Here is a 26,601-nt window from a genome sequence, read left to right on the forward strand (position 1 = left end):
ACAACGCAGTGCATTGTCTGCTGTTCCAGCCTACCCGAGACCCCATCGTGACCTACTAATCCGCCAGCTCAGTCCTTATCCACATACGGGCATCACCCCCGCGACACGCTCCACCCTGATGGCTAGCTTAGAGACAAGCTGACCGTTAGGACTTCACATCATGCCGCTGCACTGCACACTCGTTCGGAGCCCGGGCGCAGCTCTCCAGGAACCACCCGTGGAGCTGACCATCGAGGGTCCGCACGGGGCTGCCGGTGCGGAACTGCAGGCCGCGCTGAGGGCAAGCTTCGGGACCGGGATTGTGTCTGTCGCCGGCCAACACGTCGCTGACCTCAGGCTCGGACAGCCTCCTCTGGTCAATGGAGCCACGCTCGTCGACGGGGCGGACCTGACGGCGCGCAGGTCGCGGCAGCGCACCTCCGAACCTCCGGCGTCACTGGCATTGGCAGTCCACAGCGGTGCCGGCGCGGGGACAGTTGTGCCGCTGCGGCGGGGCACTTACACCATCGGCCGCAGCAATGCCGACATACTCATCCCCGACGCAGACCTTTCCCGCACCCACGCGCGCCTGGTTGTCACTGAAACTGCCATCACGATTATTGATCTGGACAGTGCCAACGGCACCGACGTGGACGGAGAGCGCGTGCGGAATGCCGAGATTTCGACCGGCTCCAGCATTCGTTGCGGCAACTCCACCATGGCGTTGGTGTTCCTCGAGCTTGCCGGTGACGGACTGGCCGACGCGGGGATGGATGTCCACGAGCCGCTGGTTGTCAGCCGCCGCGACGATCCAACGAATCGCGCGGCCCTGCTCCTGGCTGCTGTGCTCCCATTGGTCATCGGCGTGGGCCTTGCCGTCATAACCGGAATGTGGATGTTCCTGGCCTTCACCGCCGTCTCCGCAATCTCCATCCTGGTGCCGGTGATCGGTGGACGCCGGCAACGCCGAGAACTCGCTGCCGCGGTCAGTGCCGCTGTCACCCATGACCAGGAACGACGACGGCGGGCCGCGCCGCCGCTCTCGGACCTGACCATCGGGGATACAACAGGGAGGGACCGTGCCGGGCCGCGCACCAACGAGGGCATCTGGCTGCGGCTGGGCCAGGCGATCCAGCCGGCCAGCCTCCGGTTCGAGCCCACGGATCCGGGCCGCTCTGTCCCTTCAGCCGGCATGCTGCCACTAACGTTGAGTCCAGCCCGACCCCTCACCACCATCCGCGGGCCACGCGCCGCCGTCGACGGGCTGGTGCGCGCACTCCTGATGCAGCTTGCCGGTTATCCGCTTGGCCGGAATACCCGGGTGGTCATCCATGGCAAGGCGGAGCAGCTCCCCCTGGCCGCACGGTATCTGGACGGCGTCACCCTTTCCAGTAACTCAAGTACTCTCGGGACCCTGCTTAAGCGAGGCTTCGGACCTGCTCATGGACACGGCGTGCTCCTGCTTTTGGACGGCAAGGAGTCCTCGGCCAGGATCACAGCAACGGCCTTGGAACACGGGTGGCAGGTCATCCATGCCCCCGAAGGCGGGTCCGCGCTGACGAATGCTGACGTGAAACTCGGTGAACGCTCGTCTGTGTTCAATGACAGTGATGACAGCATCCGATTCGCTCCTGATCTGGCGCCCGTTGACGTCTTCAACAGGTTTTGCCACCGCATGGCGCGGGAGGCAAACCAGCCCGTCGGTGCGGGACGGTCCATCCCCACGTCCTGCCGGCTCGCAGAGCTGCTCCCCCACTCCACGCCCGAAACATCCAGGCGATGGTCAGCAAACAGCAGCTTGCCCGGGCTTGCCGTTCCCATAGGGCGCGGTCTTGAGGGTGTCCGGACACTCGATCTCCAAAACGACGGACCCCACCTGCTGGTCGCCGGGACCACTGGCTCAGGAAAATCCGAACTCCTGCGCAGCCTCACTGTTGCTCTCGCCCTCAGCTACGCGCCGGACCGCATCAACTTCCTCTTTGTGGATTTCAAGGGCGGCTCCGGACTTGGACCCCTGACCGAGCTCCCGCACTGTGTGGGTATGCTCACCGACCTGAGCAGCCATGAGCTCGAACGCGCCCTGCAGTCCCTCCGCGCCGAGATCAGATTCCGGGAAGAGCGCCTTGCGGCAGTTCAGGCGCCGGACCTGACGTCATTCCGGGCAACGTCGGCGGGCCGCGCGTCGCCGCTCCCCCATCTTGTGATTGTCATAGATGAATTCCGGATGCTGGTGGAGGATGCCCCCGAATCACTGCGGGAATTGATGAGGATCGCCGCCATCGGCCGTTCCCTGGGCATCCACCTGATCATGGCCACACAACGGCCCCAGGGCGCGCTGACGGCTGACATCCGCGCCAACGTCACCACCAGCATCGCGTTGCGCGTCCAGTCGGAGATGGAATCCGTGGACATCATCAATTCGAAAGCCGCGGCCGGGATCAGCGTCGATACTCCGGGCCGGGCTTATCTGGCCCGCGGAACGGAGGCTCCGCTTGAGTTCCAGGCCGGATCCCTGACAGCCGGGGCCATCCGATCCGAACCCGCCGGAATCTCGGTATGGTTGGCCTCCGAGTACATCGATGCCCCTGCAGTGATGGGGGGTTCCGTATCCGCCGGTGATGAACCGACTCCGGCCGAGGCAACAGCCCCGTTGATAGCTTCCATGTCCGCGTTGTGGGAGACCATGAACCGTCCGGCCATCCGGAAGCCAATGGCTGCACCGCTCCCTTGTCTCCTCCCCGAACCTGCAGGCTCGCCTACCGCCAGGACCGTAGAAGGCGACGCTGACGACGACGATGGCGCCAGTGACAGGACCAAGGCCGACGCCGGTGCCACCAGCTGGTCCGTGACGCTCGGCCTGATGGACCTGCCCGCCGAACAGCGAACCGCACCCTTGATCTGGGAACCTGCCGGCCACGGACACCTGGCCCTTATTGGCGGACCGGAATCAGGAGTGCCCGAGGCCATCCGGCTGGCAGTCCTCGGCTTGGCATCCCATGCCGGGGAATCCCACTTGTATGTGCTGGACCCGGACAGTTCGTTCGTGGGGTTGGCTTCCCACTGCCGGGTGGGCGCCACGGCAGGACTGCACGAGCTTCGCCGTGCGGTACGCATCCTGGAGCGTCTGGCACGGGAGCAGTCACTCCGGCTGGGACGTCCCGCCGCTGGCGACGACATACCGCTGGTGCTCGTGATCGCCGGCTGGGGATCCTGGCTCTCGGCCTTACGTGCCGGGCCGTTGGCGTGGGCTGAGGACGTTCTCCACGACCTTGTCCGGGATGGAAACCGGGCCGGTATCACGGTGATCATCTCGGGACAGCGGGAACTGGTCACTTCCAGGTTCTTCGCAGCCGTACCCAACCGGGTGTACTTCCCGACCGGATCCAGCGACGACAGCCGGATTGCCTGGCCGAAACTGCCTCCGACAGCGCCCGCGGTGGGAAGGGGCGTCGCTGTGGGCGCGCTGTCGGGTGGAAGAACTACAGTCTGCCAGTTCTACACGGCTGCCGGCGCTGCGGCCGCAGATCCGCGGGTAGCCCAAGCACCGGAGCCCTCCCTGCGGCGTCGACCATTCCGAGTGGAGCCCCTGCCGGCCGTGGTTCCCGCGGCCCGGATCCTGAACCGGGCTACCCCTCAGATCCCGGCTGAACTGAAAGGCAGGATCCCGCTGGGGCAGCGCGTCCTCCGCATCGGCGTGGGCGGCGACGAACTTGAACCGATATCCGTCCGGGCGCCTGCGGGTGGAGTGCTGGCCGTGCTGGGCGGCCCTTCGTCTGGCAAGTCGTCTTTCCTCCGGCTCCTGCCAAAGGTCAACCCTGAAGCAGGACCGTGGCTTATGCCGGAGCAGGACACCGACCCGGGTGCCTATTGGTCCGGGATCCTGCGCCAAGCCACCACGGGCGGTCTGGAGCGGAACCCGGTTGCCTTGGTCGACGATGCGGACCTGTTGCCGCAGGACGTCACCCGCGACCTCACCGAGCTCAACACGCTCGGAATCACGGTGGTGATGACCGCGGGGTACAGTCCGGTACTCGCCCAGCGGGTCCCACTGGCGTTCCAGGCGCGCAACCTGGGCTGCGGCATCCTGATCGCGCCCCGGACCTTCATGGACGGCGACCTCTTTGGGGTCCGCTTCGAGGCGGATCCCAACCCGCCACCGGGACGGAGCGTTCTCATCCAGAACGGCCGCGCCACCGCAGTCCAGCTGGGCTGGGTACCGCCGGATCAGGCGAAGGACGGATTGGCCGCCGAAAGTGCCGGTGGTGCCTAGAACGCCGGAGGCGATTCGCCTGTCCGGGATGCGTAGCTGATGACGCGTTTGTCGAACAGGAGCACTAGGGCCGCAAGCGCCGGCACCACCATGGCGATCCCCGCCCAAATGACGCCGCCGGTAAGGGTCGGGACGCCGATAGTAAGGACGAACAACTGGGCTACCAGCGCCGCTGCCCTCGTCCACCGGCGCCCACGGAAGAGGAAGTGCCCCACCGAATAGAGCCAGGCCGAGAAAGCGAGCAAGAGGACCAGAGTAAATACGGCTCCCCAAAAAGACAGGACCGGCGCACCGGTCAGGAGTTCGTAGCCGTACCAGGCGGCGGCAATCAATAGCGCGGTGGCCTCGGCGGCAACAACAAGGGCTATCGCCACAATGCCGTGCGGGCGCGTGGATGGCGACGGATCTGCAGGGTTCGTGGGGGGTCTTGACACACTGGCACCCTACCGGAGATAGTCGGACAGTGGCGGGGGTCGGCAATGCCCGTGTGATGTATCGCTCAGCTATCCGGGGATTTCAAGCGGTATTACCCCTTGTTTACACAGCGTTAACATGACAGGCTTGACTGAGATGACCAAGGGGGCCCCTCAGGGCCCTTTTCCTTTGTAGCTACTAGTGAATTATTTCACAAAGAGCTTTTCCCAGAATTGGAGCAACTGATCAGCATGGATTGGCGTAACCGCGCGGCGTGCCTCGACAAGGACCCGGAACTGTTTTTCCCCGTAGGAAACACAGGGCCTGCCCTCCTCCAGATTGAGGAAGCCAAAAGCGTTTGCCGCCGCTGCCCCGTCGTTGACACGTGCCTCCAGTGGGCTCTCGAGTCCGGCCAGGACGCCGGCGTCTGGGGCGGAATGAGCGAAGACGAACGCCGCGCCCTTAAGCGCCGCGCCGCACGCGCCCGCCGCGCCTCCTAGGCCCGGTCCTTAAGGCCTAGCACCAACAGCCTCACACAACGATGGCCGCAACCCTTCCGGGTTGCGGCCATCGGCCGTTAAGTCACGGGCAAGGTCCCCGGGCTACCTAGCCGCCAGGCTCAGGCGGATCTGGACAGCCGTTCCGCCGCCGTCGCGCGGGTGCCACGCGATGGTGCCGCCCAGCTCACTGGTGACCAGCGTGCGGACAATCTGCAGCCCCAGCCCCTCGACGTGCGGCGTATCCGGCAGTCCCACACCGTCGTCGGCAATCGTGACGGTCAGCAGTTCCTCGCCGTCTTCCTCCTCGGAACGGTCCGCGATGAGCCACACGGTGCCCGTACGTCCTTCGAGCCCGTGCTCGACGGCGTTGGTCACCAGTTCATTGATGACCAGTGCCAGCGGGGTGGCGAAGTCGCTGGGCAGTTCCCCAAACAGTCCGGACCGCTCGGTCTTGACCTGCTGCGATGGCGAGGCGACCTCTGCGGAAAGCCTGAACTGGCGGCCGATCAGCTCGTCGAAGTCAACACTCTGCGCCAATCCCTGTGAGAGAGTCTCGTGGACCAGCGCGATGGTGGCCACGCGGCGCATCGCCTGCTCCAGGCCCTGCTTGGCCTCGTCGCTGACCATCCGGCGGGACTGCATACGCAGCAGGGCTGCAACGGTCTGCAGGTTGTTTTTAACCCTGTGATGGATCTCGCGGATGGTCGCATCCTTGGTAACGAGTTCCATCTCCCGGCGCCGCAGTTCGGACACGTCCCGGCACAGCACCAGCGCACCAAAGCGCTGCTGCTCATCCCGCAGCGGGATGGCCCGCAGCGACAGGCTCACACCACGGGATTCAATCTCACTACGCCACGGCATCCGCCCCGTCACCACCAGCGGAAGCGTCTCGTCAACCAGCCGCCGGTCCTTCAGCAGGCCGGCGGTCACCTCGGCCAGGGAACGGCCTTCCAGCGACTCGCCGTCGCCCAGCCGGCGGAAAGCCGACACCCCGTTGGGACTTGCGTACTGCACAATTCCTTCGGCGTCGAGCCTGATCAGGCCGTCCCCCACACGAGGCGCGCCGCGGCGCGAACCGGTGGGCGAGGCAAAGTCAGGCCACAGCCCCAGCGTTCCCATCCGGAGGAGATCATAGGCGCACTGCCGGTATGTCAGCTCCAGGCGGGACGGCATCCGGGAACTGGACAGGTCCATGTGAGTGGTCACCACAGCCAGGGTGCGGCCATTGCGGACCATCGGCACAGCCTCCACCCGCAACGCCATGTCAGTGCTCCAGTTGGTCTCACTGGACCGCTCGATGGCACGGCTGCTCCAGGCCTTGTCCACCAGCGGCTGCAGGTCCTGCCGGATGGGCTCGCCCACAAAGTCGCCGTGGAACACGGTGTGCGTGGTGGACGGCCTGACGTGCGCCAGCGCCACATAGCCGTGATCCGGGTGCGGGAACCATAACGCCAAGTCGGCGAACGCCAGGTCAGCGACCATCTGCCAGTCGCCCACCAGGAGGTGCAGCCATTCGGCATCGCCCGGCCCGAAATCAGCGTGTTCCCTGATGGGGTCCGTAAAGATTGCCACTGCACCTCCAGTTACGACGCCGGGATTCCTAGCGTCGGACGATTGACCTCAAGAGCCTCAATGCTACCGACAGTGAGGCCATGTCGTCGGCCTCGAGCGAGTTGACCTCGTCAAACATGCTCTTTGCCCTGCCCAGCTGCTCGGCATTCTGGCGTTCCCAGTCCTTCAGCCTGTCCTCCGCGGAGTCCCCGGACGCCGTCGACTCGAGTACCGCCGTCGTCATGTCCGAGACGGTGGAATAGAGGTCATCCCGGAGTGCGGCCCTGGCCAGTGCCTGCCACCTGTCCTGGCGTGGCAGGCTGCTGATCCGTTCCAGCAGCGAGTCAGCGTGGAAGCGGTTGAACACTGTGTAGTAAACCGCCGCGATCTCCTCCACCGGCTCCTTACGGGCATGCACGATCTTGGCGATGTCCAGCAGGACAAAGCTCTCGAAGAGCTCGGCCCACCGGAAGGCAAGCCCCTCCGGGAGTTCCCACGCACGCGCGGTCTCCAGCCAGTCCGCAACGCGGTCACGGTCATCGCCACGCAGGTAGTCCAGGAGCCGGGCCCGCATCGGGTCCAGGAGCGGCTTGAACTCGGCCACGGTGTCTGCGATGGGCCGGGACGTGCCGCCCTGCGCCAGCAGCCACCGGACAGCGCGGTCCAGCAGACGGCGGATGTCCAGGTGGACGGTGCTCCAGTGCTCTGTGGGGAACGACGCCGGCAGGCTGTTCAGCTCCCCCACCATGGTGTTCAGGTCGAAGATCTCGCGGAGCGCCACAAATGACTTGGCCACAGCCACTTCCGTGGCCGAGGTTTCCTCCATGGTCCGGAAGGCGAACGTGATGCCGCCCAGGTTGATCATGTCGTTGGCCACCACCGTGGCAATGATCTCGCGCCGCAGCGGATGGGTGTCCAGTTCGGCGTCGAACCGTTCGCGCAGCTGCTGCGGGAAGTACGCCCGCAGCGTCCCCCGGAACCACGGATCGTCGGCGAGGTCGCTGTCACGCAGCGCCGAGGCCAGCTCGATCTTCGCGTAAGCCGCCAGCACCGAAAGCTCCGGTGACGTCAGCCCCTGCCCCTGGCTCAGGCGCTCCCGCAGGGTTTCGGTGCTGGGCAGCGCTTCAAGGTCACGCTTCAGGTCCGCCGACTTTTCCAGCCAGTCCATCAGGCGCTCATAGCTGGGGCTCCACTCGGCCACCCGCATCCGGTCATTCAGGAGCAGGATGTTCTGGTCCACGTTGTCCTCGAGGACCAGCCGACCCACCTCGTCCGTCATGGAGGCGAGGAAGCCTGCCCGTTCCTCCGGGGTCAGTTTGTCCGCAGCCACCATCCGGTCCACAAAGATCTTGATGTTCACTTCATGGTCGGAGCAGTCGACGCCGGCCGAGTTGTCGATCGCGTCGGTGTTCAGGATGACCCCCTGCAGGGCGGCTTCAATGCGGCCGCGCTGCGTCATGCCCAGGTTTCCTCCTTCGCCCACCACTTTGACCCGCAGGTCCTTGCCGTCCACGCGAATGCTGTCGTTGGCCTTGTCACCCACGGAGGCGTTGGACTCGGTGCTGGCCTTGACGTACGTTCCGATCCCGCCGTTATAGAGCAGGTCGGCGGGGGCGAGCAGGATGGCGCGGAGAAGCTCCGGCGGGCTGAGCTCGGTGGTCGCCTCGGGCAGGCCCAGGGCCGCCCTGACCTGCCGCGAGACCGGAATGGACTTGGCTTGGCGGGCGTACACGCCGCCGCCTTCGCTGATGAGGGATTTGTCGTAGTCGTCCCACGAGGACCGCGGCAGTTCGAACAGCCTCCGGCGTTCCACGAACGACGATTCCGTTTCCGGTGCGGGGTCAAGGAAGATGTGCCGGTGGTCGAACGCTGCCAGCAGCCGGATATGCCTAGACAGGAGCATGCCGTTGCCGAATACATCGCCGGACATATCACCCACGCCCACCACGCTGAACGGCTGCGTCTGGGTGTCCACGTCGAGCTCGCTGAAGTGGCGCTTGACCGACTCCCAGGCGCCACGGGCCGTGATGCCCATGGCCTTGTGGTCGTAACCCACCGAACCTCCGGAGGCGAACGCGTCACCGAGCCAGAACCCGTATTCTGCGGCCAGCCCGTTGGCGATGTCCGAGAACGTGGCCGTCCCCTTGTCCGCCGCCACCACAAGGTAGGAATCGTCGTCGTCGTGCCTGACAACGTCCGACGGCGGCACTACAGTTTCGCCCCCAGCTCCGGTGACGAGGTTGTCAGTGAGGTCCAGGAGGCCCCGGATGAACGTCTTGTAGCTTTCAACACCCTCCGCCATCCAGGCGGCACGGTCCGCGGCAGGATCGGGCAGCCGCTTGGCGAAGAAGCCGCCCTTGGCCCCGGTGGGAACGATGACCGCGTTCTTGACGGTCTGCGCCTTCACCAGGCCAAGGATCTCCGTCCGGAAATCCTCGCGCCGGTCAGACCAGCGCAGGCCGCCGCGGGCCACCTTGCCGAAGCGAAGGTGGACGCCCTCAACACGCGGGGAGTAGACCCAGATTTCGAACATCGGCCGCGGGAACGGCAGGCCCTCAATCCGGGCAGGATCGAGCTTGAAGCTCAGGTGCGTCTTGTACTGGTAGTAGTTGGTGCGGAGGGTCGCCTCGATCAGGTTCGCCAAGGTCCGCAGCACACGGTCGGCGTCGAGCGTTGCAACCTCTTCAATGGCAGCTGACAGCTCGCCGCGGACCTCTTGCTGCGCCGCGAGGCGCTCTGTCCCGCTCAGGGCGGGATCGAACCGGGCCGCGAAAAGGGCCGTCAGGGCCTTGGTGACAGCGGGATTGGCGAGCAAAGTGTCCGCCATGAAGCCCACCGAGTTGGTGTTCCCCATCTGCCGCATGTACCGGGCGTAGGCCCGCAGGACCGTGATCTGGCGCCACTGCATCCCCTCACGCAGCACCAGCCGGTCAAAACTGTCCGACTCGACGGCGCCGGATACGGCCGCACCGAACGAGTCAGCCAGCAGCTGTCCCGTGGCCAGCGGATCAATGCCGGCGGGGTATTTCAGCCCGAGGTCATAGAGGAAGAAGTCCCGCTGGTCAGCCGTCTCGATCTCAAAGGGCCGCTCATCCAGCACCTCGAGTCCCAGGTTGTGGAAGAACGGCAGGATCTGGCTCAGGCTCTTGGGCTCCAGCATGTACAGCTTGACGCGGGCGTCCTCTTCCAGGACTTCACCGGCACCCTTGGGCAAGTACACATGGACGCCCGGCCGTTCCTGCCTTGCACCGGCTGTGCGCTCGGCTTCAGCCCCGTATTTCTCGAAACGGGCGATGTCCTCCAGAGCGTCTTCGACCTCGTAATCCACCCGGTAGCCGGCCGGAAAAGCCTCCGACCAGATCGCGGCGAGCTCCTTCGCCTGCTCATCGGCGCCGCGTTCCCGCAGGACTTCAGCGATGCCCTCACTCCACGAACGGGCTGCCCGGACCAGCCGCGCTTCAAGCTCATCGGCGTTGAAGTGGCTGACCTCGCTGCCCTTGGGCAGGCGGATCCGAAAGAACACGCGGGCGAGCGCCGATTCGGTCATCCGCGCCTCGTAGTCGATGGACTCAGCCTGGAACGTGGTGCGCAGTTCTTCTTCGATGCGGAGCCTGACATTGGTGGTGTACCGGTCACGCGGAAGGTAGACCACCGCGGACATAAAACGGCCGTAGATGTCCGGCCGGAGGAACAGCCGGGTCCGCCGCCGCTCCTGCAATTTCTGGATGCCGGTTGCTGTGGCCGCCAGGTCCTCGGTCTCGATCTGGAACAGCTCGTCGCGGGGGTACGTCTCCAGGATCCCCAAAAGGTCCTTGCCGGAGTGCGAGTCCGGCGGGAAGCCGGCATTGCCCAGCACGGCGTCAACTTTTTCGCGCACGACGGGGATGTTCCGGACGGATCCGGCGTAGGCACTGGTTGCGAACAGGCCGATGAAGCGGCGCTCGCCGTTGACGTTGCCTGCCGCGTCAAAACTCTTCACGCCGATGTAGTCAAGGTACGCGGGGCGGTGGACGGTGGACCGTGAGTTTGCCTTGGTGATTACCAGTGCCCGCTTTTCACGGGCCTTCTTTCGGCCGGCGTCAGTGAGGTGCTGCATGTGCGGAGCGCCCGGCTTAGCCCGGAGCAGTCCGAGACCGCTGTCTTCACGCAGTTCCAGTACATCTTCACCGTCGACGGTAACGAGGTCGTACTCACGGTAACCGAGGAAAGTGAAGTTGCCGTCGTCGAGCCAGCGCAGAAGATCCTGCGCCTGCCGCAGTTCGGCAATCTGGGCTGGGTGGGACACCTGGTCCAGGCTCGCGGCAATCTGTTGGGCCTTGTTGCGCATCTTGGGCCAGTCTTCGACGGCGGCGCGCACGTCTCCCAGGATGCGGTCCAACCCGTCCAGCAACGACGCCTTTGCCTCGTCGGAGACGCGGTTGATTTCCACGGCGATCCACGACTCCATGTGGGAGGCGTTTTCGCCCTGCGCGATGAGGTGCGACAGCATGGGCATCGCCGCCGTATCACCGCTGGACAGACCGATGTGGGAGGGTACGCGGTCAACTTTAACCAGCTGCCCCGTTTCCCGGTTCCGGGTCACCACGAACAGCGGATGAAGCACAAGCCCGATGGCGGCGTTCTGGCGCACAAGCTCGGCGTTGACCGAGTCAACAAGGAAAGGCATATCGTCCGTGACGACATAGACGACGCTGCTGTCCTTCTCGTTGACGATGGAAACCTTCGCCTGGCCCGGCTGCCGGTTCGCGGCGACACCGCGGTGGGTGTCCGCCCGGCTGGCCAGCGCCTCCGGGGAATAGGTCCGGGCATCCTCTTCGGCAAGATGCTGGTAATAATCCGCCAGGAACCCCTCCCGGTCACCAATAGCCAAGGCTTGATCCTCCACGCTGGATCCAGACGACATCAACAAACGCCTCCATCACAAGTTTGATGCTGCACCGTTGCAGCTCCTACGGTGAGCCTAGCCCTTTCGCTGAAGCCTCGGTGTGGAAGAAAATACAGAGGATCGGGAAGATCGCTGGACAGGTGCACAAACCATTTTGGCGATCGCCTGCCTGAGCTTGGAATCCGGCGCCGTTTCGAGCAGCAGAAAGCCGCCCAGCAGCGCCGCGTCAGCTACGGGGCTGTCCGCCGGCAGGAAAACCGAAATCGGCGACGACGGGCCATACCGCCCCCACGCATCCTTCAGCTGGCGTTCCGGGGATCTCCCCACCGCCGCTGCCCGGACCTTGTTCATCACCACAACAGGCGACACGTGCGGTACTGCCAGCTCGAGCTCCGCCAGTCCGCGGACCAGCCGGGGAACCCCCACCGGATCGGCGGCCCCCACCGCATAGACGGTGTCCGCCAGTTCCAAGCTTCGGAGTGTCGCGGCATTCCGGCGCGGAGCCATCGTGTCGAAGCTGAGTTCCTCGTCCGCCTCCAGGCAGAAGCCGGTGTCCACAACCACGACGTCGGCAACTTCCTTCGCGCGTTCCAGCACCAGCGACAGGGCTGCTGCCCGCAATTCGGTCCACCTGTCCGCCCGCGTGATCCCGGTCAGAACCCGGAAAGTTCCAAGCTTGGTGGTGACAGGTGTGGCCACCTTCAGCAATGCATCGGCGTCGAGCAGTCCCTGGTCCCCAAGCCGGCAGGCCTGCGCGATCCCCGCAGATTCATCCAGCAGGCCAAGGACTGCCGCGATGCTGGCGCCGTAACTATCGGCATCGACGAGGAGCACGGACTTGCCATCCGCAGCCAGCTCCCCGGCAATGTTGGCCGCCACAAAGGTCCGGCCGGGTGAACCGGCGGGACCCCACACGGCAATGATCTTGCCCGCCCCGGAGGCCGGCGGCACGTCCGCCTGGTCGACAGGACGCTGACGCAGCGCAGCACTGGTATCCCCCAGCCCACTCCCGAACGTCGCATCCTTGGCGGTGCCTGTCAGCTGGGCAACGGCATCGGCAATCCTGCCGGCCAGGGCGGCGGACTCTACTCCGGTCAGTGCGGAGGCCACACCGATCCCGCGCAGCCTGGCAGCCTCGTCGGCGTCATCCGTGAGGGCGATGATCGCCACGCCCACGGCACCAAGCCGATCAACGAGCGAAGCAGTGAGGCCCTCGCAGCCGTCGGCCACAACCGCGGCCCGCGCCAGGCCGCTTTGGCAGGCCGCCAGCAGTTCCGTCAGTTCGGTGCAGCGTCGGACCACCGTGACGGGGCCGTGGAGCCGCTCCAACCCGCCCACCACGTCCTCGCGGGCCTGGCCCACGGTAACCACGGGGATACTCATGAGGCCCCGCCCGGGTTCCACACCACTGAAATCTTGGCCTGGTTCGCCTGCGCGCCGAGGATGGCCGGCATCTGGCCGTCGGCAACCAGCACCATCAGCACCGTATTGCGGGAGGACCCCAAAGCCGTGGAGCCGGCTGTCACCTGTGCAATTTCCGCGCCGGGCAGCAGGAGCTTCGGCTCACTGAAGCCGTTGCGGGCATCCGGCAAGGCAACCCAGACGTCCACCCGGGTCCCGGCAACCGCCTGCGGCGGCAGTGCTTCCTCAATGGTCACGGCCACGGGCTTGCGGTCCAACGAATCCACAGTGGCCAGACTTTCCTTGGGCACCAATTGGTTCTTGCCGATCCTTTGGACTGCGACCAACCCGTCGGGGAGCCCTGCTTCAACGGTGATGTAATGCTGTTCGGTCTCACCCAGGCGGACCTTGGCCCGGACCACGTTGTCCGCGGTCAGCTTCTCACCCACCGCAATGGAGTCCCGGGCGGCGTAAACCTCGGTGGTCTGATCAGCGCTGCCAACCAGCGAGATCACTCCCACCACCGATGCCAGGACCAGCAGCACGCCAACCAGCAGCCGGGGATCCTTCCACGACGGCGGTTTCAGCCTGGCACCTGTAGTAACAGCATCGTGGCTCATGCTCTTCTCCCCCTAGCTCCGGTCCAGGCGGCTGGCTGCGTCCGGACACCTCATTGTTACGGCATGGGCCCCGGAACAAAAGTCAAAAGACCAAACAACATCAAACTGTGGATAACCGCACCAGATGACGCCTTCAATGGCAAAATGGAGCTATGCCCAGATTCCTGACTCTCGCCGATGTTGCTGAACAGCTGCAAATCAACTCGCCGGCGGCCTATGCCCTGGTCCGCAGCGGAGATCTGAAGGCCATCCAGGTGGGTGGGCGCGGGCAGTGGCGCGTCGAGGAAAAGATGCTGGAGCAATACATCGAAGAGCGTTACGCCGAGGCCAGCCGCATGATCCAGGAAGCCAAAGCCAAGCAAGGCTGATTCTGGCTTTACGAATCAGCCCTCGCAACCGCTTGTCCGCTGAGTTCTTGTCCAGATAATCGCCTCAAACGGGCGGCAAAGTCCCATTAGGTGGACAAAAACTCCGGCCCGCGGCTACAGTTCCCCTGCACTCCGTGACCGCAGGGCACCCAGCGCCGCAAACGGAATCGTGGCTACCTGCCGAACCTGTGATGCCCGCCGGGACTCCCCGGGGCTGACCAGCGCCAGATCCAAAAAGTCACTGCCCACCCGGTCGATGACTCCGGCCAGCCCGGTATCCCTTTCCGGCGCGTGGCGCAGAGTGACTGCAAGTTCGGCCCGGTCCCGCGCCAGGCCCCGCAGCGCATGCGCCAATCCGATCCGGCGCCGCACCTGCGAAGTCTCGGCCACGGAGCCGCGGCCAAGGCCCGCATAGCGCGCCACCGCGCCGTACGGGACCAGGACCTGGTGACGCAACTCGTTCAGGACCAGCGCATCGGCGCCGGCATGGCTCAGGGTTCCTTCGAAGGCGCGCCCACACGCCAGGTACACGGCCACGTGGCTGTTCAGGGAACCCCGCAAGCGGTCAGCCAGAGCGACGGAGGCCGTTTCCGCTCTTGCCCGCTCAGAGATCTCGGCATCGACGGCCAGCCGCTCGCCCTCGGCGAACTGTGCCTCCATATCACTGAACAGAGCATCCCAACGCATGGGGCCAAGCGTAGGGTGCGGGTTTGTTCGCGGTCAATTCACCAACAACTTCACTCCAGTCTCTGGACAAATCCAGCACAGCTGCGTCAAACTGAACCTAGATTCATCAAACTGCATCAAACAACATCAAACATGAGATAGGAACATCATGACGGCAGCTACAGCACGTGGGTTCCGCGCAGACGCCGTCATGGCGGCGTCCATCCTCCTGTTGGGATTCTTCCTCTGCGTTGCCGGCGGGGGCATGGTGGGTCGATGGCAACTGTCCACAGCACGCCGGCAAGGCCCGGACCTCGATGACCTGCTTGGTGCCGTGGCTGTCGCTGCCGGGCTGGCCATCGTGGCGTGGTGGATCTTCTCGATGGTTTTGGCGTCAGTGGCTGCCGTCCTGGACAGGTGCGGCAGGCGGCGGGCCGCCGACAGGGCCGGCCAGTGCTGCCCGGCATTTATGCGCCGGCTCGCTGTGGCCGCACTGTCGGTGCAACTGCTGTCAGCACCGCTGGCTCACGCAGCCGTCCCACCGGCCGGACCCGCCTGGGTACCCACGCAGGAAGTGGCGGTCCAGGACGTACCGGTCCACGGCGCAGCCATCCAGGCCCAGTGGTCTCCCACAAGCGGCCACCGGCACCTCCAGGAACCGGAGGGCAAACACCCCGCAGACACGGGAGGACAGACCACCGAAGCTCCTGCGGCGGCGGTCCGGCCAGACTGGCGTCCCAGCCCGCCGGTCCCGGACCCCGGCCTGCTGGCGGCCCAGCCCGTCCGGGCGGAACAGGGCCCACCGGCGCCATTGAGTGAGGTCACGGTACTGGCGGGCGACACACTCTGGGACATCGCCTCCCGCCACTTGGGCCCGGCGGCTTCGGATGTGGATGTCGCCTTGCACTGGCCCCGCTGGTACGAGGCCAACAAATCCCGGATCGGCGAAAGCCCGCATGTCCTGCTGCCCGGACAGATTTTGAAAGCACCTTCCACGGCCTAACCGACGTTCCGATATTCAGCTCACGATTAAGGGGAATCACATGTACGCAGTTACGCCAATCCGCTCCGCCACGGTCAACCCGGGCGGCGCGGCAGCAGTCCGCCAGGTTCCTCCGCGCACCACTACCGCGCCGGTCGTGCCGCTGCGTGCGGCAGACGAAGCCTCCGAAATCCTGGCGATCACACGCAGTACCGTGCAGGCGGCCATGGAAGTCCTCGCCGGCATCCGGCCGATCCACCAGCTCGCCCGCCGTCTGGATCCGCGGTGCCTCGCCGTGCTGCAGCACCGTGCGGCCTTGATCCGCCGCGAACAGTCGCGCTCTGCCTCGCCGTCCCTGGCCCGGCTGCACAAGAACTCCATCGTGCGTTCAGTCCGCGCCTGCGAGGTCGCCCCGGGCATCTATGAGGCAAGCGCCGTGGTGGTTGATGACATCCGGGCGCGGGCTGTAGCGGTCCGACTTGAGCGCAGTAAGCAGGTCTGGCGCGTAACCGAGTTTATGGTCGGCTGAACCGCTGGCCCGCGAATGCAGAAGTGCCCGGAGCTGAGGCTCCGGGCACTTCCAGTGTCGAACTATTTCAGTGACGATCTATTGCAGTGCCGACCTATGGCTGATCAGTCTCGATCCCTGCTGTCAGCGGCGCTTTTTCCTGGCCGGACGCTTGGTGGCGTCCTGCGCTGCAGCCTTTGCGGGATTTCCGGACCGTGAAGAGACACGACCCTCCACCCGGGTCTGGGATGCGCCGTCTTCGCCGGGAGCCGTGTACTGCAGCTGGGCCGGCTTCTCCGGCGCCTCCAGTCCGGCAGCGTGGATCTGCGGCTCAACGTGCTCGGTGTGGCCACCTGCTGCGTCGGGCACCACCACATCCTGGGCCGGAGTCACCTCAACTTCAAGGTTGAACAGGAAACCGACGCTTTCCTCGCGGATGGCCTCCATCATGCTCTGGAACATAACGAAGCCCTCGCGCTGGTATTCCACCAGCGGGTCACGCTGTGCCATGGCGCGCAGGCCGATGCCTTCCTTGAGGTAGTCCATCTCGTACAGGTGTTCCTGCCACTTGCGCCCGATGACCGAGAGCACCACGCGGCGTTCCAGCTCGCGCATGCTCTCGGCGCCGATGGTCTCTTCCCGGGTCTGGTAGACCACGCGGGCGTCGGAGAGCAGCTCCTCCTTGAGGAATTCAACAGTGAGCTTGGACTTGCCGCCGGCTTCCTCGATGATCTCTTCCGCTGTGACACTGACGGGGTAGAGCGTCTTGAGGTTGGTCCACAGCTGGGCGTAGTCCCAGTCGTCGCCATTGCCTTCGGCCGTGGCGGAGTCGATCAGGGCGGTGATGGTGTCCTCCACAAAGAACTGGACCTTCTCGTGCAGGTCGTCACCTTCGAGGATCCGGCGGCGGTCACCGTAGATGGCTTCGCGCTGGCGGTTCAGGACGTCGTCGTACTTGAGGACGTTCTTGCGCTGCTCGGCGTTGCGGCCTTCAACCTGGCCCTGGGCAGACGCGATGGCCCGGGAAACCAGTTTCGATTCCAACGCCACATCATCCGGGACGGAACTGTTCATCAGCCGTTCTGCCGCGCCGGAGTTGAAGAGCCGCATCAGGTCATCGGTCAGGGAGAGGTAGAAACGTGATTCGCCGGGGTCGCCCTGGCGGCCGGAGCGGCCACGGAGCTGGTTGTCGATGCGGCGGGACTCGTGCCGCTCAGTTCCCAGGACATACAGCCCGCCGAGGTTCAGTACTTCCTCGTGTTCGTCCTTCACGGACTGCTTGGCCGCCTCCAGGGCAGCCGGCCACGCGGCTTCGTACTCTTCGGAATTCTCTTCCGGGTCCAGCCCGCGCTTGGCCAGGTCGGCCACCGCAGTGAATTCGGCGTTGCCACCCAGCATGATGTCAGTGCCGCGGCCTGCCATGTTGGTGGCCACCGTAACAGCACCCTTTCGTCCGGCCTGCGCAACGATGGCCGCTTCACGGGCGTGGTTCTTGGCGTTCAGGACTTCGTGCCTGATGCCCTCCTTGGCGAGCAGCCCGGAAAGGTATTCGCTCTTTTCGACACTCGTGGTGCCCACAAGGATCGGCTGGCCCTGTTCGTGACGCTCGGCAATGTCCTTGACGACGGCGTCGAACTTCACCTTTTCGTTCTTGAACACGAGGTCCGACTGGTCGATCCGCTGCATGTCCCGGTTGGTGGGGATGGCCACCACACCGAGCTTGTACGTGCCCATGAACTCGGCGGCCTCAGTCTCGGCCGTGCCGGTCATGCCTGCCAGCTTGGAGTACATCCGGAAGTAGTTCTGGAGCGTGACCGTGGCCAGGGTCTGGTTTTCGGCCTTGATCTCCACGGCTTCCTTGGCCTCGATGGCCTGGTGCATGCCCTCGTTGTAGCGGCGGCCGGCCAGGATGCGGCCAGTGTGTTCGTCAACGATGAGCACTTCGCCGTCGAGGATGACGTAGTCCTTGTCCCGCTTGAACAGTTCCTTGGCTTTGATGGCGTTGTTCAGGAACCCGATGAGCGGAGTGTTCGCGGATTCGTAGAGGTTCTGGATGCCCAGGTAATCCTCCACCTTTTCGATGCCGCTCTCCAGGACACCGACGGTGCGCTTTTTCTCGTCCGCCTCGTAGTCCTCGCCGGCCTTCAGGCGCTGCACCACCTTGGCAAATTCGCTGTACCACCGGTTGGTGTCGCCCTGGGCAGGGCCGGAAATGATGAGCGGCGTGCGGGCTTCGTCGATGAGGATGGAGTCGACCTCATCAACAATGGCGAAGTTGTGGCCGCGCTGGACCAGTTCTGATTGGTCCCACGCCATGTTGTCGCGCAGGTAGTCAAACCCGAATTCGTTGTTGGTGCCGTAGGTGATGTCCGCGGCATACTGCTGCCGGCGCACCGCGGGATCCTGGTTGGACAGGATGCAACCGCTGGTCAGGCCAAGGAATCGGTAGACCCGCCCCATAAGGTCTGACTGGTATTCGGCAAGGTAGTCGTTCACCGTGATGACGTGGACGCCGTTTCCGGTGAGGGCATTAAGGTAGGCCGGCGCGGTGGCCACGAGGGTCTTGCCTTCGCCGGTCTTCATTTCGGCGATATTGCCGAGGTGGAGGGCGGCGCCACCCATAAGCTGGACGTCAAAGTGACGCATGCCCAGGGTGCGGGATGAGGCCTCACGCACGGCGGCGAATGCCTCCGGGAGGAGATCGTCCAGTTGCTCGCCGTCCCGGTGGCGGGCGCGGAGGTGGTCAGTTTCCTCGCGGAGCTCAGCATCCGTGAAGGTTTTGAACGAGTCTTCGAGCGCATTGATGGAGTCGGCATAGTTCCGCAGTTGCCGCAGGGTTTTTTTGTCACCCGTGCGGAGAAGTTTTTCGATAAGTGATGCCACGTGAAGATACTCCCAGTCTTATGCTGCCGAATTCTGGCGTTTTTAGTCTACGGGAGAGACACAGGCCACGCGGCCGGTGTTCCCTGAGAGCGGACCGGCGCGGTGACGCAGGGCGGCGCCGAGGGACTCCGCCAGGTCCCCGATCGGGCTGACCACAATGTTGTCCAGCTCCAGCCATTCAGCCATCAGTTCCAGCTCGGCGGCGAGCTCGACGGCGGTCCCCGGCGGTGCGTCCGGCTCACCGTAGGCAGACCTGACCAGCAGATTTCCTGCCGCCCGGTCCGCTTTGAGGTCCACCCGCGCCACGATGGTGTCACCCAGGAGAAAGGGCAGGACGTAGTACCCGAAGCGTCGGAGGTGTGCGGGCGTGTAAATCTCGATCCGGAAATGGAACCCGAAGAGCTCCTCAAGCCGGCGCCGCTCGAAGACCAGGGAGTCAAAGGGGCTGAGCAAGGCCCGCCCTGCCGCCCGCCGCGGCAATGTGGCGTCGGCATGGAGGAATACCTTCCGGTCCCAGCCGGCGACAGCCACCTGCTCCAGCCTCCCTATGCTGACCAGATGGTCCACAGAGGCGGCGGCTGCCTTGACCGGTGTACGGAAGTAGTCCGCGAAGCACTTCACGGTTCCGATGCCATGGGCTTGTGCGGCCGCGTCGATGAGCCGATGCATTGCCTCAACAGGGTCCGGGGTGGGCTCGAGGGCCAGCCGGCGCGGCAGCACCCTTGCCGTCAGGGTGTACTTTCGCTCGAACTGTTCGGTTCTGGACGCCGCGGAAATGGTGCCCGCCTCGAACAGGTCTTCAAGCACGCGTTTGACGGCGCTCCAGTTCCATCCCCAGTTGTCGTCCCGGCGGTCCTCCACGTGCCCGATGTTCACCGTCAGTTCCGCCGCCGTCATGGGCCGCCCGGCGGCGAGGGCGTCGAGGATCTTTCCGGCCACCCCGTCGCGCAGCCCAGGGTCGAGGGCGGATGCACCCACCCACGTGCGTTTCTGCCACAAGCGGAGGTCCTGGAAGTGCTCGGGCCGGATGAAGCTGGCCTCGTGGGCCCAGTACTCCATCATGCGCCTCGGAGGCGAGCTGGCCATCCGCTGAAGGATGGTGCGATCGTAGTTGCCGAGCCTTGAAAAGAAGGGCAGAAAGTGACTGCGGGACAACACGTTGACGGAATCGATCTGGACAAGCTGGATCCGGGCAAAGGTCCGGCCCACCGTCCGTGAGGTCACGGGGCCGGCGGGCCGTCCTTTGTCGAGCCCCTGAGCTGCCAGGGCGATCCGCCGGGCCTGGTTAAGGCTCAGCGTCGCTGGCACATCAGTCCTTTCATTGAGGGGTGTAAACCGCCCTAGACTTTTGCAGCCTCGTCATCGGAACGGTAGGCGAGGATTTTTTCTTCGACGGCCGTCTCCCCCGGTTCGCATTCGTGGTCCAGGGTGATCACCCCGTACGTCCAGCCACGGCGCCGGTAGACCACCGAGGGCGTGTTGGTGGCCTTGTCCACAAACAGGTAGAAATCGTGGCCCACCAGCTCCATGTTGTCCACAGCATCGTCAAGGGTGAGGGAGGCCGCAGGGAAAACTTTGCGCCGGATCAGCACCGGGGAGTCCCCAGCCGGAATGTCGTTCTCGACATCGTAGGGCGATCGTTCAACAGGTGCTGCCTGGGGTTCGCTGCGATGGCTCGCCTCGACATAAAGGGGCTCACTGGTACTCGCGGGTTCCAGTGATGCGGTGGCCTCACGTACTGCCTTGGGGGTGTGGCGCCCGTGGTGGACCTTCTTGCGGTCCTTGGCGCGGCGGAGACGTTCCAGCAGCTTGGTGTAGGCGAGATCGAACGCAGCGAATTTGTCTGCGGCGCTGGCTTCGGCACGGATTACGGGTCCCCGGCCCAGGACCGTCACTTCAACGGTGAGCTGGTCGCCGGTCTGGCGCGCATTCGTTTCCTTGGAAACCTTCGCGTCAACCCGCTGGACCTTGTCGCCAAGTGACTCGATCTTCGAGATCTTCTCACCGGCGTATTCGCGGAAGCGGTCTGAGACTGTCAGATTTCGTCCGCTGATCATAAACTCCATGGTGCCCTCCAAATGACTTCGGTGACACGACGGCGGCACATCCCACGGGCCGATCTGCTTGACAGTCGAGCCCCTTTCCGAGCCGCCATCGAAAGGTACAACTTGTTCTTGGTACCCACAACCGACGTTAGTTCATAGCCACCTGTTATTCATCCTTTCTTCGTTTATTTTTTTCTAAGACGGGCAGCGTTCCGCCAGCTCCCGGGGCGGGGCTATTCGCCGCCAGCTGAATCGGGCGGGCGTGTCGCGGCAAGGACAACCGCCCCCACCACCACGGCACCGCTGAGGTGCAGCGCGCGGGCGGCTTCCGCGAGTGTGGCCCCGGTGGTGAGGACGTCGTCGACAATGATGCAGCGGCGTCCGGCCACCCGCGCGCGCTGGCGTTTCGGGACCTTCATGGACCCCTTGACCCGGCTCGCCCTGGCCCCGCGGCCGAGTCCCTTTTGGCCTCCAGGCAGCCGCTCCAGTGCGGCGCGGCGCCTGGATTTCCGGATCACGTCCACCACCGGTGTACCGCGGCTGGTGGTCCCCCGACGCAACTCTGCGATTAGGAGGTGGACCGGGCTGAATCCCCTCTTGATGTAGCCGGCCGTACTGCTGGGCACCGGCACCAGGCAGACGCCGTCGACGCCGGCCACGGACGCGGCAATGCCCTGCCCCAGTCCGCGCGCCAGGACTGACGTGAGCTGGTGCTGGCCATGGCTCTTGAACGAAAGCACGGCCTGCGCCAGCTCCTCGCGGTACACCCCGGCCGCCACCACGGGAAGGATCAGGCCGCCGTCGACGTTCATCAGGGCCGGCGCCTGCTCCTCTGCCCGGAACGGGTGCCTGGTCAACAGGCGGACGTTGCGTTCGCACATGACGCACAGGGACAGGTCCTCCGCACCGCAGCAAACGCAGTCCACAGGGACGGCAAGTGCCAGCAGCTCCGCGGCGGCCACGCCTAGCTGGTCGACGGCCCGCAGCCAGCGGCGGCGGTGGCCGCCGCGATGCTTGGCGGACTGCAGCGGAGGCGGCAGGAGGTCCGGATCCAGGCTTGCCGCATTTCTGGCGGGACTTCCCCCGGAGCGGCCCCCAACGCCGCCCCCGGACCGGCGGGCAGGAGCGTGGCGAGCAGGAGGACATCCGGGCTGAACTTCGGTCACACCCCATGGTGGCCTGCCGGCCGCGGCCCCGGAACCCCTGGTCCGCGCTATGTGGAAAGCTACCCAGGGAATGAGGGGTCGATGGGGCCCTTAAGCTGGGGCGACCAGCCGTTGCCCAGCCGCTGGAAGATGCCCTCGGCCGACTGGCCGTAGATTTCCTCCAGCCCGTTGCCTGCGCTGAGCCACACCAGTCCGGGCCACGGCGCCAACTGCTGCGGTTCTCCGGACGTGAGGGACAGCAGCTCCGGCGTGACGTTCGAGCCTGCCGAGGCTTTCATCACGGCGACCGTTGTGTCGTTCACCCAGACGCCCTGGTCCGGGTCACCGGAAGCCACCAGCGTGATCGGGGCAGTCAGTTCCCGGGGTGTCCCGTCGGCGTTCCGGATGATCCCGGCAATCTGCACCTTCGTCTTGCCGTTCTGTTCCGAAATGACCAGCGCCCGGACGCCCTCACGGGAGATCCTCAGCTCCTTGACGGTTCTTCCGGCCAACCACGACGGCGTGAGCGTAACGGTGGGAACGGCGGCACCTTCGGCAACTCCGATGGGCCGGTAGGCCACCACCTCCGTACCGCCGGTAGCTCCCGGCCCTGCGGCCCACACCCAGTCATGAATGCTGAAGGACGGATGCGTAATGGTGCTGCGCGTTGTCAGCGCACGGGCGGGTTGTCCCGGCACCATGCTGTAGAGCGTCGTCCGGCTTTCGTTGAGGAAGGCAACGGTCTGGGACACCGGGGATTCCGACGGGTAGCGGGGCCCGAGCGATGAAACTGGCTGCATATCCGGCAGCGGGGACACCCTGTTGTTTTCGTAGCGAACCAGCTCATTGCCGCTGACGGCGATCTCGCGGACCGGCACGTTTTTGTCCCGCACCGGGGGCAACACCGAACCGTTGTCTTCGACGCGGACCAGGTCCTGGTTGGCATGCAACTCCACATTAACGACGTCGGGCTGGCTGCGGAACGTGAGCGAAAGCTGCGTCTGCATCCGGAGCCTGTCCTCCGTGGACGCCTCGGTGAGTTCCTTGGGGGTGAGGTCCACCTGCGCGGCGCCGGACACCACCGGAACCGATTCGCGGGCGAGTTTGATGCCGGACGGGAAGGCGCTCACCACCGCGCCGCGAAGGTACGGCGCGGGGCCGGCCAGCAGGGCACTGGTCATGGCTTTGACAGTTTTGTTCTTGATGAACCAGCGGACGTCAGGCACGGCATAGGTGAAGCTGGGATCGTAGAAGTAGATAGGGTAGGCGCCGTAGATGACCTTGAAGGTTTCCTCCGGGATCGCTGTTCCGTCCGGGATCGCTGAGATCCGCCATTCGCCGTCCACCTGGGTGAGAGTGGCCGGAATGTTCTCGATGGTGCCTTCGGGCATCTGGGTGGCGATGCCGTCAACATCCACGCTGTACGCAACGTCCAGCTGGTAGTTGTAGACGTTGTCGACGCCGGTGCCCACCACTTTCGCCTCGCGGTACACCAGCGCGCGCTGGTCGGGTTTCCAGGACACTGACGCTGCCTGCGTCAGGTATTCGCGGGCCACCGCGTAGTCCCCCTCGTAGCCAGTACCGGCACGGTAGAAGTAATCAATGATGTTTTCCGGAGTAGCGCCGGGCTGGGGAGCGGCCGGGAGGAACACCGGTGCGTTGACGTTGCCGGCGCTGCCTTCCGCGCTCTTCCCCACCGGCCCGGCCGTGGGAATGCGCGCGCAGGAGGCCAGCACCAGGACAACGACGAACAGCACAACGCTCCTCTTCAGCATCGCCCGCACTTTTCGTCCCGTCATGAAGACTCCGTCGGTGTTGCGCCCGTCCCGGCGGGGGTACGCCCGGCGCCCTGGCCACGCCCGCCCCCAGCGGGGACCTCAGGCGCCCCAGTGGGGCCGGGCCCCAGGACCAGCACGTTTTTCGAATGTGGGACGTCGGGGAGGATGATGTCCTCAGGCTCAAGCTGCACAGGTGAGCGGTCGATCTCCGCGCCTTGGCGCAACGGAATGGTCAGCCGGAAGTTGGCCCCCCTGCCCTTGTTTCCCCATGCCTGCAGCCAGCCGTTATGGAGCTTGGTGTCCTCCATTGCGATGGACAGGCCCAGTCCGCTGCCTCCGGTGGTGCGGGCCCGCGCCGGATCCGCACGCCAGAACCGGTCAAAGACCCGGGCTGCTTCGGCAGGGGTCATGCCGATCCCCTGATCCCGGACTGCAACTCCCACCGCTGACTGGTTGGCTGAGACAGTCACGGTGACCGGCCTGCCTTCGCCATGCTCCACTGCATTCAGGATGAGGTTCCGCAGGATCCTGTCGATCCTCCTGGCGTCCATCTCCGCGACAATTCCCACGGCGGGAGCCCGGAGGATGATCTCCGAGCCGTATTCGGCCGCGACGGGCGCTGCCCCGTCAATGACATGGGCGATCACCTGCAGGATGTCCTCGGGCTCGGCGTCGAGCATGGCCACGCCGGCGTCGAAGCGGGAGATCTCGAGCAGGTCGGCCAGCAGGGACTGGAACCGCTCCACCTGGTTGTACAGGAGTTCCGCGGACCGCTTGTTGATGGGGTCGAAGTCGTGGCGGGCGTCGTACAACACTTCCGCGGCCATCCGGACGGTGGTCAGGGGCGTGCGGAGCTCGTGGGAGACGTCGGAGACAAACCGCTGCTGCATCTGGGACAACATGGCCAGCTGGGTGATCTGCTCCTGGAGGCTGGCGGCCATGTGGTTGAACGATGCCCCGAGGCGGGCAACCTCGTCTTCGCCTTTGACCACCATCCGCTCCTGCAATTGGCCGGCAGCGAGCTTCTCCGACACCAGGGCAGCGTGGCTGACCGGGCTGACAACATTGCGGGTGACGTACCAGGCGATGGCCCCGATCATCAGCACCAGCACCGCGCCGCCGGCCAGGAGGACGCCCTGGATTTCGTCGAGCGTCTGCTGGGCGGTGTTGACGTCATAGATCAGGTAGAGCTCGTACACGGTCCCGTTGAAGGTCACCAGGTTGCCCACGGCGATGCCCGGCCTGTCCTCGGTACCTACCGGAATCACGGTGGAGGCCCAGTACTGGTCCTTGCCTGAATCCTGTACGGCCGTACGGAGCCCAGGCGGGATGACGCTGACGGTCAGCTGGTCCGAGGCCCGCGACTCCACCCAGCGGTTCCGGGGCTTGGTCTGTTCGGGCTTGGCTTCGAAAACGTAGCGGCGCTGGATGACGGAGCCGCGGCCCTCCACCGCGTTCAAAGTGTCGTAGACCAGGGTGATGACGCTGGACTGGTCGGTGACCTGGGCGCCGTCGAACGTCTCCTGGACCTGCTTGACGTAATAACGGGTCTCGGATTCGGCCTGGGTGAGGCGCTCCTGGAACAGGTTGTTGGCGATCTGGTTGGACAGGTAGGCGCCCACGGCGCCAAAGGATGTCACGGCCAACAGCAGCGTGGTGAGGACTGTCCGGAACTGTAGGGACCGGCGCCAGCGCCGACGCATGGCCCGCCCGGCAAAACGGACCGCAGGGAAGAAACGGGTCACGCCGAGACGGACAAGGCGGCCCACCCGGAGCCCCACGATTACTCCACGGCGCCGCCAGATCCGTGCCCGGAATGGCAGCGTTGCCAGCTCCGACGGCAGCGCATCCGTGTGCTCCGGGCCCTTGGCTGCGGGAAGGTCCGGGGCGCGGTGCGCTTCTGGTCCTGAGGGCTCAGGAACCTGCTTTGTAGCCGACACCACGAACCGTCAATACAACTTCGGGAGCTTCCGGATCCCGTTCAATTTTTGACCGGAGGCGCTGGACGTGGACGTTGACCAGCCGGGTGTCCGCCGCGTGGCGGTAGCCCCAGACCTGCTCCAGCAGCAGCTCACGGGTGAACACCTGCCAGGGCTTCCGCGCCAGGGCTACGAGGAGGTCAAACTCCAGGGGCGTGAGGGAAATCCGCTCATCGGCACGCTTCACGGTGTGGCCGGCCACGTCGATGGTGATGTCAGCGATCCGCAGCGTTTCAGGCGCCTTCTGGTCGCCGGGCCGCAGGCGGGCACGCACGCGTGCCACGAGTTCGGCGGGTTTGAACGGCTTGGGCACGTAGTCGTCTGCGCCGGACTCAAGGCCGCGGACGACGTCGGACGTATCCGACTTGGCCGTGAGCATGACGATGGGCACGTCCGATTCGGAGCGGATCTGCCGGCAGACCTCGATGCCGTCCACGCCGGGCAGCATCAGGTCAAGCAGCACAAGGTCAGGCTTCGATGAACGGAAAATATCCAGCGCCTGGCTGCCATCGGCGCAAAAAACCGGCTCAAAGCCGTCATTGCGCAGAACAATCCCAATCATTTCGGCCAGCGCTTCGTCATCGTCAACTACCAGAATGCGTGCCTTCATAGTTATATATTCCCTTA

The 26,601-nt window shown here is 65.0% G+C and carries 18 protein-coding genes; 5 read left to right on the forward strand and 13 right to left on the reverse strand.

From position 1 onward, the window contains the following. Window positions 1-160 precede the first annotated feature (160 nt). Complete coding sequence (locus ASG77_RS08245; RefSeq protein ID WP_056343736.1) at window positions 161-4,249, forward strand: FtsK/SpoIIIE domain-containing protein; 4,089 nt, start codon at window positions 161-163, stop codon at window positions 4,247-4,249. Here ASG77_RS08245 and ASG77_RS08250 read toward each other — a convergent pair. Then, the gene (locus ASG77_RS08250) at window positions 4,246-4,683 is read right to left on the reverse strand and encodes a hypothetical protein (protein WP_082575914.1); all 438 of its coding nucleotides are present in this window, start codon (window positions 4,681-4,683) and stop codon (window positions 4,246-4,248) included. The genes ASG77_RS08245 and ASG77_RS08250 overlap by 4 nt on opposite strands. 231 nt (window positions 4,684-4,914) lie before the next feature. On the opposite strand from ASG77_RS08250, the gene ASG77_RS08255 reads away from it, so the two are divergent. Then, on the forward strand, window positions 4,915-5,163 hold the full coding sequence (locus ASG77_RS08255; RefSeq protein ID WP_003804966.1) for a WhiB family transcriptional regulator: 249 nt from the start codon (window positions 4,915-4,917) through the stop codon (window positions 5,161-5,163). A gap of 102 nt (window positions 5,164-5,265) precedes the next feature. Here ASG77_RS08255 and ASG77_RS08260 read toward each other — a convergent pair whose 3' ends face one another. Genes ASG77_RS08260 through ASG77_RS08275 form a run of 4 tightly spaced genes read right to left on the reverse strand, consistent with a single transcriptional unit; the run spans window position 5,266 to window position 13,620 of the window. Further along, window positions 5,266-6,735, reverse strand: a complete 1,470-nt coding sequence (locus ASG77_RS08260) for a sensor histidine kinase (RefSeq protein ID WP_056343739.1) — start codon at window positions 6,733-6,735, stop codon at window positions 5,266-5,268. 28 nt (window positions 6,736-6,763) lie between these two features. Continuing rightward, entirely contained in the window at window positions 6,764-11,617 is a 4,854-nt protein-coding gene (locus tag ASG77_RS08265) for an NAD-glutamate dehydrogenase (RefSeq protein ID WP_056343741.1), read from the reverse strand. A 57-nt stretch (window positions 11,618-11,674) separates the two neighbouring features. Next, window positions 11,675-12,982, reverse strand: coding sequence for an AAA family ATPase (locus tag ASG77_RS08270; protein ID WP_056343744.1), 1,308 nt, complete (start codon window positions 12,980-12,982; stop codon window positions 11,675-11,677). Then, window positions 12,979-13,620, reverse strand: coding sequence for a hypothetical protein (locus ASG77_RS08275; RefSeq protein WP_056343747.1), 642 nt, complete (start codon window positions 13,618-13,620; stop codon window positions 12,979-12,981). Before ASG77_RS08275 ends, ASG77_RS08270 begins: the two co-directional genes overlap by 4 nt. A 152-nt stretch (window positions 13,621-13,772) precedes the next feature. Here ASG77_RS08275 and ASG77_RS08280 point away from each other — a divergent pair, with 152 nt between their 5' ends. Further along, window positions 13,773-13,988, forward strand: a complete 216-nt coding sequence (locus tag ASG77_RS08280; protein ID WP_056343750.1) for a helix-turn-helix domain-containing protein — start codon at window positions 13,773-13,775, stop codon at window positions 13,986-13,988. Window positions 13,989-14,102: 114 nt separating this feature from the next. On the opposite strand, the gene ASG77_RS08285 is transcribed toward ASG77_RS08280, so the two are convergent. Beyond that, on the reverse strand, window positions 14,103-14,675 hold the full coding sequence (locus ASG77_RS08285; RefSeq protein ID WP_056343753.1) for a hypothetical protein: 573 nt from the start codon (window positions 14,673-14,675) through the stop codon (window positions 14,103-14,105). A 148-nt stretch (window positions 14,676-14,823) separates the two neighbouring features. Between ASG77_RS08285 and ASG77_RS08290 the strand changes: the two genes are divergently transcribed. After that, on the forward strand, window positions 14,824-15,657 hold the full coding sequence (locus tag ASG77_RS08290; RefSeq protein ID WP_056343757.1) for a LysM peptidoglycan-binding domain-containing protein: 834 nt from the start codon (window positions 14,824-14,826) through the stop codon (window positions 15,655-15,657). Window positions 15,658-15,697: 40 nt separating this feature from the next. Further along, a complete protein-coding gene (locus ASG77_RS22510) occupies window positions 15,698-16,165 on the forward strand; it encodes an Rv3235 family protein (RefSeq protein WP_056343758.1) in 468 nt (155 codons plus the stop codon). A 123-nt stretch (window positions 16,166-16,288) separates the two neighbouring features. Here the strand turns inward: ASG77_RS22510 and secA are convergent, their stop codons facing one another. The 7 genes from secA to mtrA all read right to left on the reverse strand — a co-directional run bounded on the left by secA (window position 16,289) and on the right by mtrA (window position 26,584). Next, window positions 16,289-19,027 (reverse strand): preprotein translocase subunit SecA, encoded by a 2,739-nt coding sequence (gene secA, locus ASG77_RS08300; RefSeq protein WP_056343761.1) that lies wholly within the window; start codon window positions 19,025-19,027, stop codon window positions 16,289-16,291. Window positions 19,028-19,069: 42 nt separating this feature from the next. Further along, a complete protein-coding gene (locus ASG77_RS08305) occupies window positions 19,070-20,335 on the reverse strand; it encodes a winged helix-turn-helix domain-containing protein (protein WP_056343765.1) in 1,266 nt (421 codons plus the stop codon). Between the two features lie 32 nt (window positions 20,336-20,367). Next, window positions 20,368-21,093, reverse strand: coding sequence for a ribosome hibernation-promoting factor, HPF/YfiA family (gene hpf / locus ASG77_RS08310; RefSeq protein WP_056343769.1), 726 nt, complete (start codon window positions 21,091-21,093; stop codon window positions 20,368-20,370). A gap of 212 nt (window positions 21,094-21,305) precedes the next feature. Beyond that, window positions 21,306-22,238, reverse strand: coding sequence for a ComF family protein (locus ASG77_RS08315; RefSeq protein ID WP_235564408.1), 933 nt, complete (start codon window positions 22,236-22,238; stop codon window positions 21,306-21,308). Window positions 22,239-22,297: 59 nt separating this feature from the next. Next, on the reverse strand, window positions 22,298-24,016 hold the full coding sequence (locus tag ASG77_RS08320) for an LpqB family beta-propeller domain-containing protein (RefSeq protein ID WP_056343771.1): 1,719 nt from the start codon (window positions 24,014-24,016) through the stop codon (window positions 22,298-22,300). Then, the gene (mtrB, locus tag ASG77_RS08325; RefSeq protein ID WP_082575915.1) at window positions 24,013-25,938 is read right to left on the reverse strand and encodes an MtrAB system histidine kinase MtrB; all 1,926 of its coding nucleotides are present in this window, start codon (window positions 25,936-25,938) and stop codon (window positions 24,013-24,015) included. The genes ASG77_RS08320 and mtrB overlap by 4 nt, the downstream gene beginning before the upstream one ends. After that, complete coding sequence (gene mtrA, locus ASG77_RS08330) at window positions 25,910-26,584, reverse strand: MtrAB system response regulator MtrA (RefSeq protein ID WP_056343773.1); 675 nt, start codon at window positions 26,582-26,584, stop codon at window positions 25,910-25,912. Before mtrA ends, mtrB begins: the two co-directional genes overlap by 29 nt. Between the last annotated feature and the right edge of the window lie 17 nt (window positions 26,585-26,601).

The organism is Arthrobacter sp. Soil762, assembly GCF_001428335.1.
Classification (GTDB): Bacteria; Actinomycetota; Actinomycetes; order Actinomycetales; family Micrococcaceae; genus Arthrobacter.

What these genes read in the sequence shown, in the direction of transcription:
- ASG77_RS08255 (WP_003804966.1), top strand. Translation starts at nt 4,915, where the DNA reads ATGGATTGGCGTAACCGCGCGGCGTGCCTCGACAAGGACCCGGAACTG.
- ASG77_RS08275 (WP_056343747.1), bottom strand. Translation starts at nt 13,620, where the DNA reads ATGAGCCACGATGCTGTTACTACAGGTGCCAGGCTGAAACCGCCGTCG.
- ASG77_RS08245 (WP_056343736.1), top strand. Translation starts at nt 161, where the DNA reads ATGCCGCTGCACTGCACACTCGTTCGGAGCCCGGGCGCAGCTCTCCAG.
- ASG77_RS08270 (WP_056343744.1), bottom strand. Translation starts at nt 12,982, where the DNA reads ATGAGTATCCCCGTGGTTACCGTGGGCCAGGCCCGCGAGGACGTGGTG.
- ASG77_RS08280 (WP_056343750.1), top strand. Translation starts at nt 13,773, where the DNA reads ATGCCCAGATTCCTGACTCTCGCCGATGTTGCTGAACAGCTGCAAATC.
- ASG77_RS22510 (WP_056343758.1), top strand. Translation starts at nt 15,698, where the DNA reads ATGTACGCAGTTACGCCAATCCGCTCCGCCACGGTCAACCCGGGCGGC.
- mtrA (WP_056343773.1), bottom strand. Translation starts at nt 26,584, where the DNA reads ATGAAGGCACGCATTCTGGTAGTTGACGATGACGAAGCGCTGGCCGAA.
- ASG77_RS08285 (WP_056343753.1), bottom strand. Translation starts at nt 14,675, where the DNA reads ATGCGTTGGGATGCTCTGTTCAGTGATATGGAGGCACAGTTCGCCGAG.
- ASG77_RS08290 (WP_056343757.1), top strand. Translation starts at nt 14,824, where the DNA reads ATGACGGCAGCTACAGCACGTGGGTTCCGCGCAGACGCCGTCATGGCG.
- ASG77_RS08265 (WP_056343741.1), bottom strand. Translation starts at nt 11,617, where the DNA reads ATGTCGTCTGGATCCAGCGTGGAGGATCAAGCCTTGGCTATTGGTGAC.
- hpf (WP_056343769.1), bottom strand. Translation starts at nt 21,093, where the DNA reads ATGGAGTTTATGATCAGCGGACGAAATCTGACAGTCTCAGACCGCTTC.
- ASG77_RS08320 (WP_056343771.1), bottom strand. Translation starts at nt 24,016, where the DNA reads ATGACGGGACGAAAAGTGCGGGCGATGCTGAAGAGGAGCGTTGTGCTG.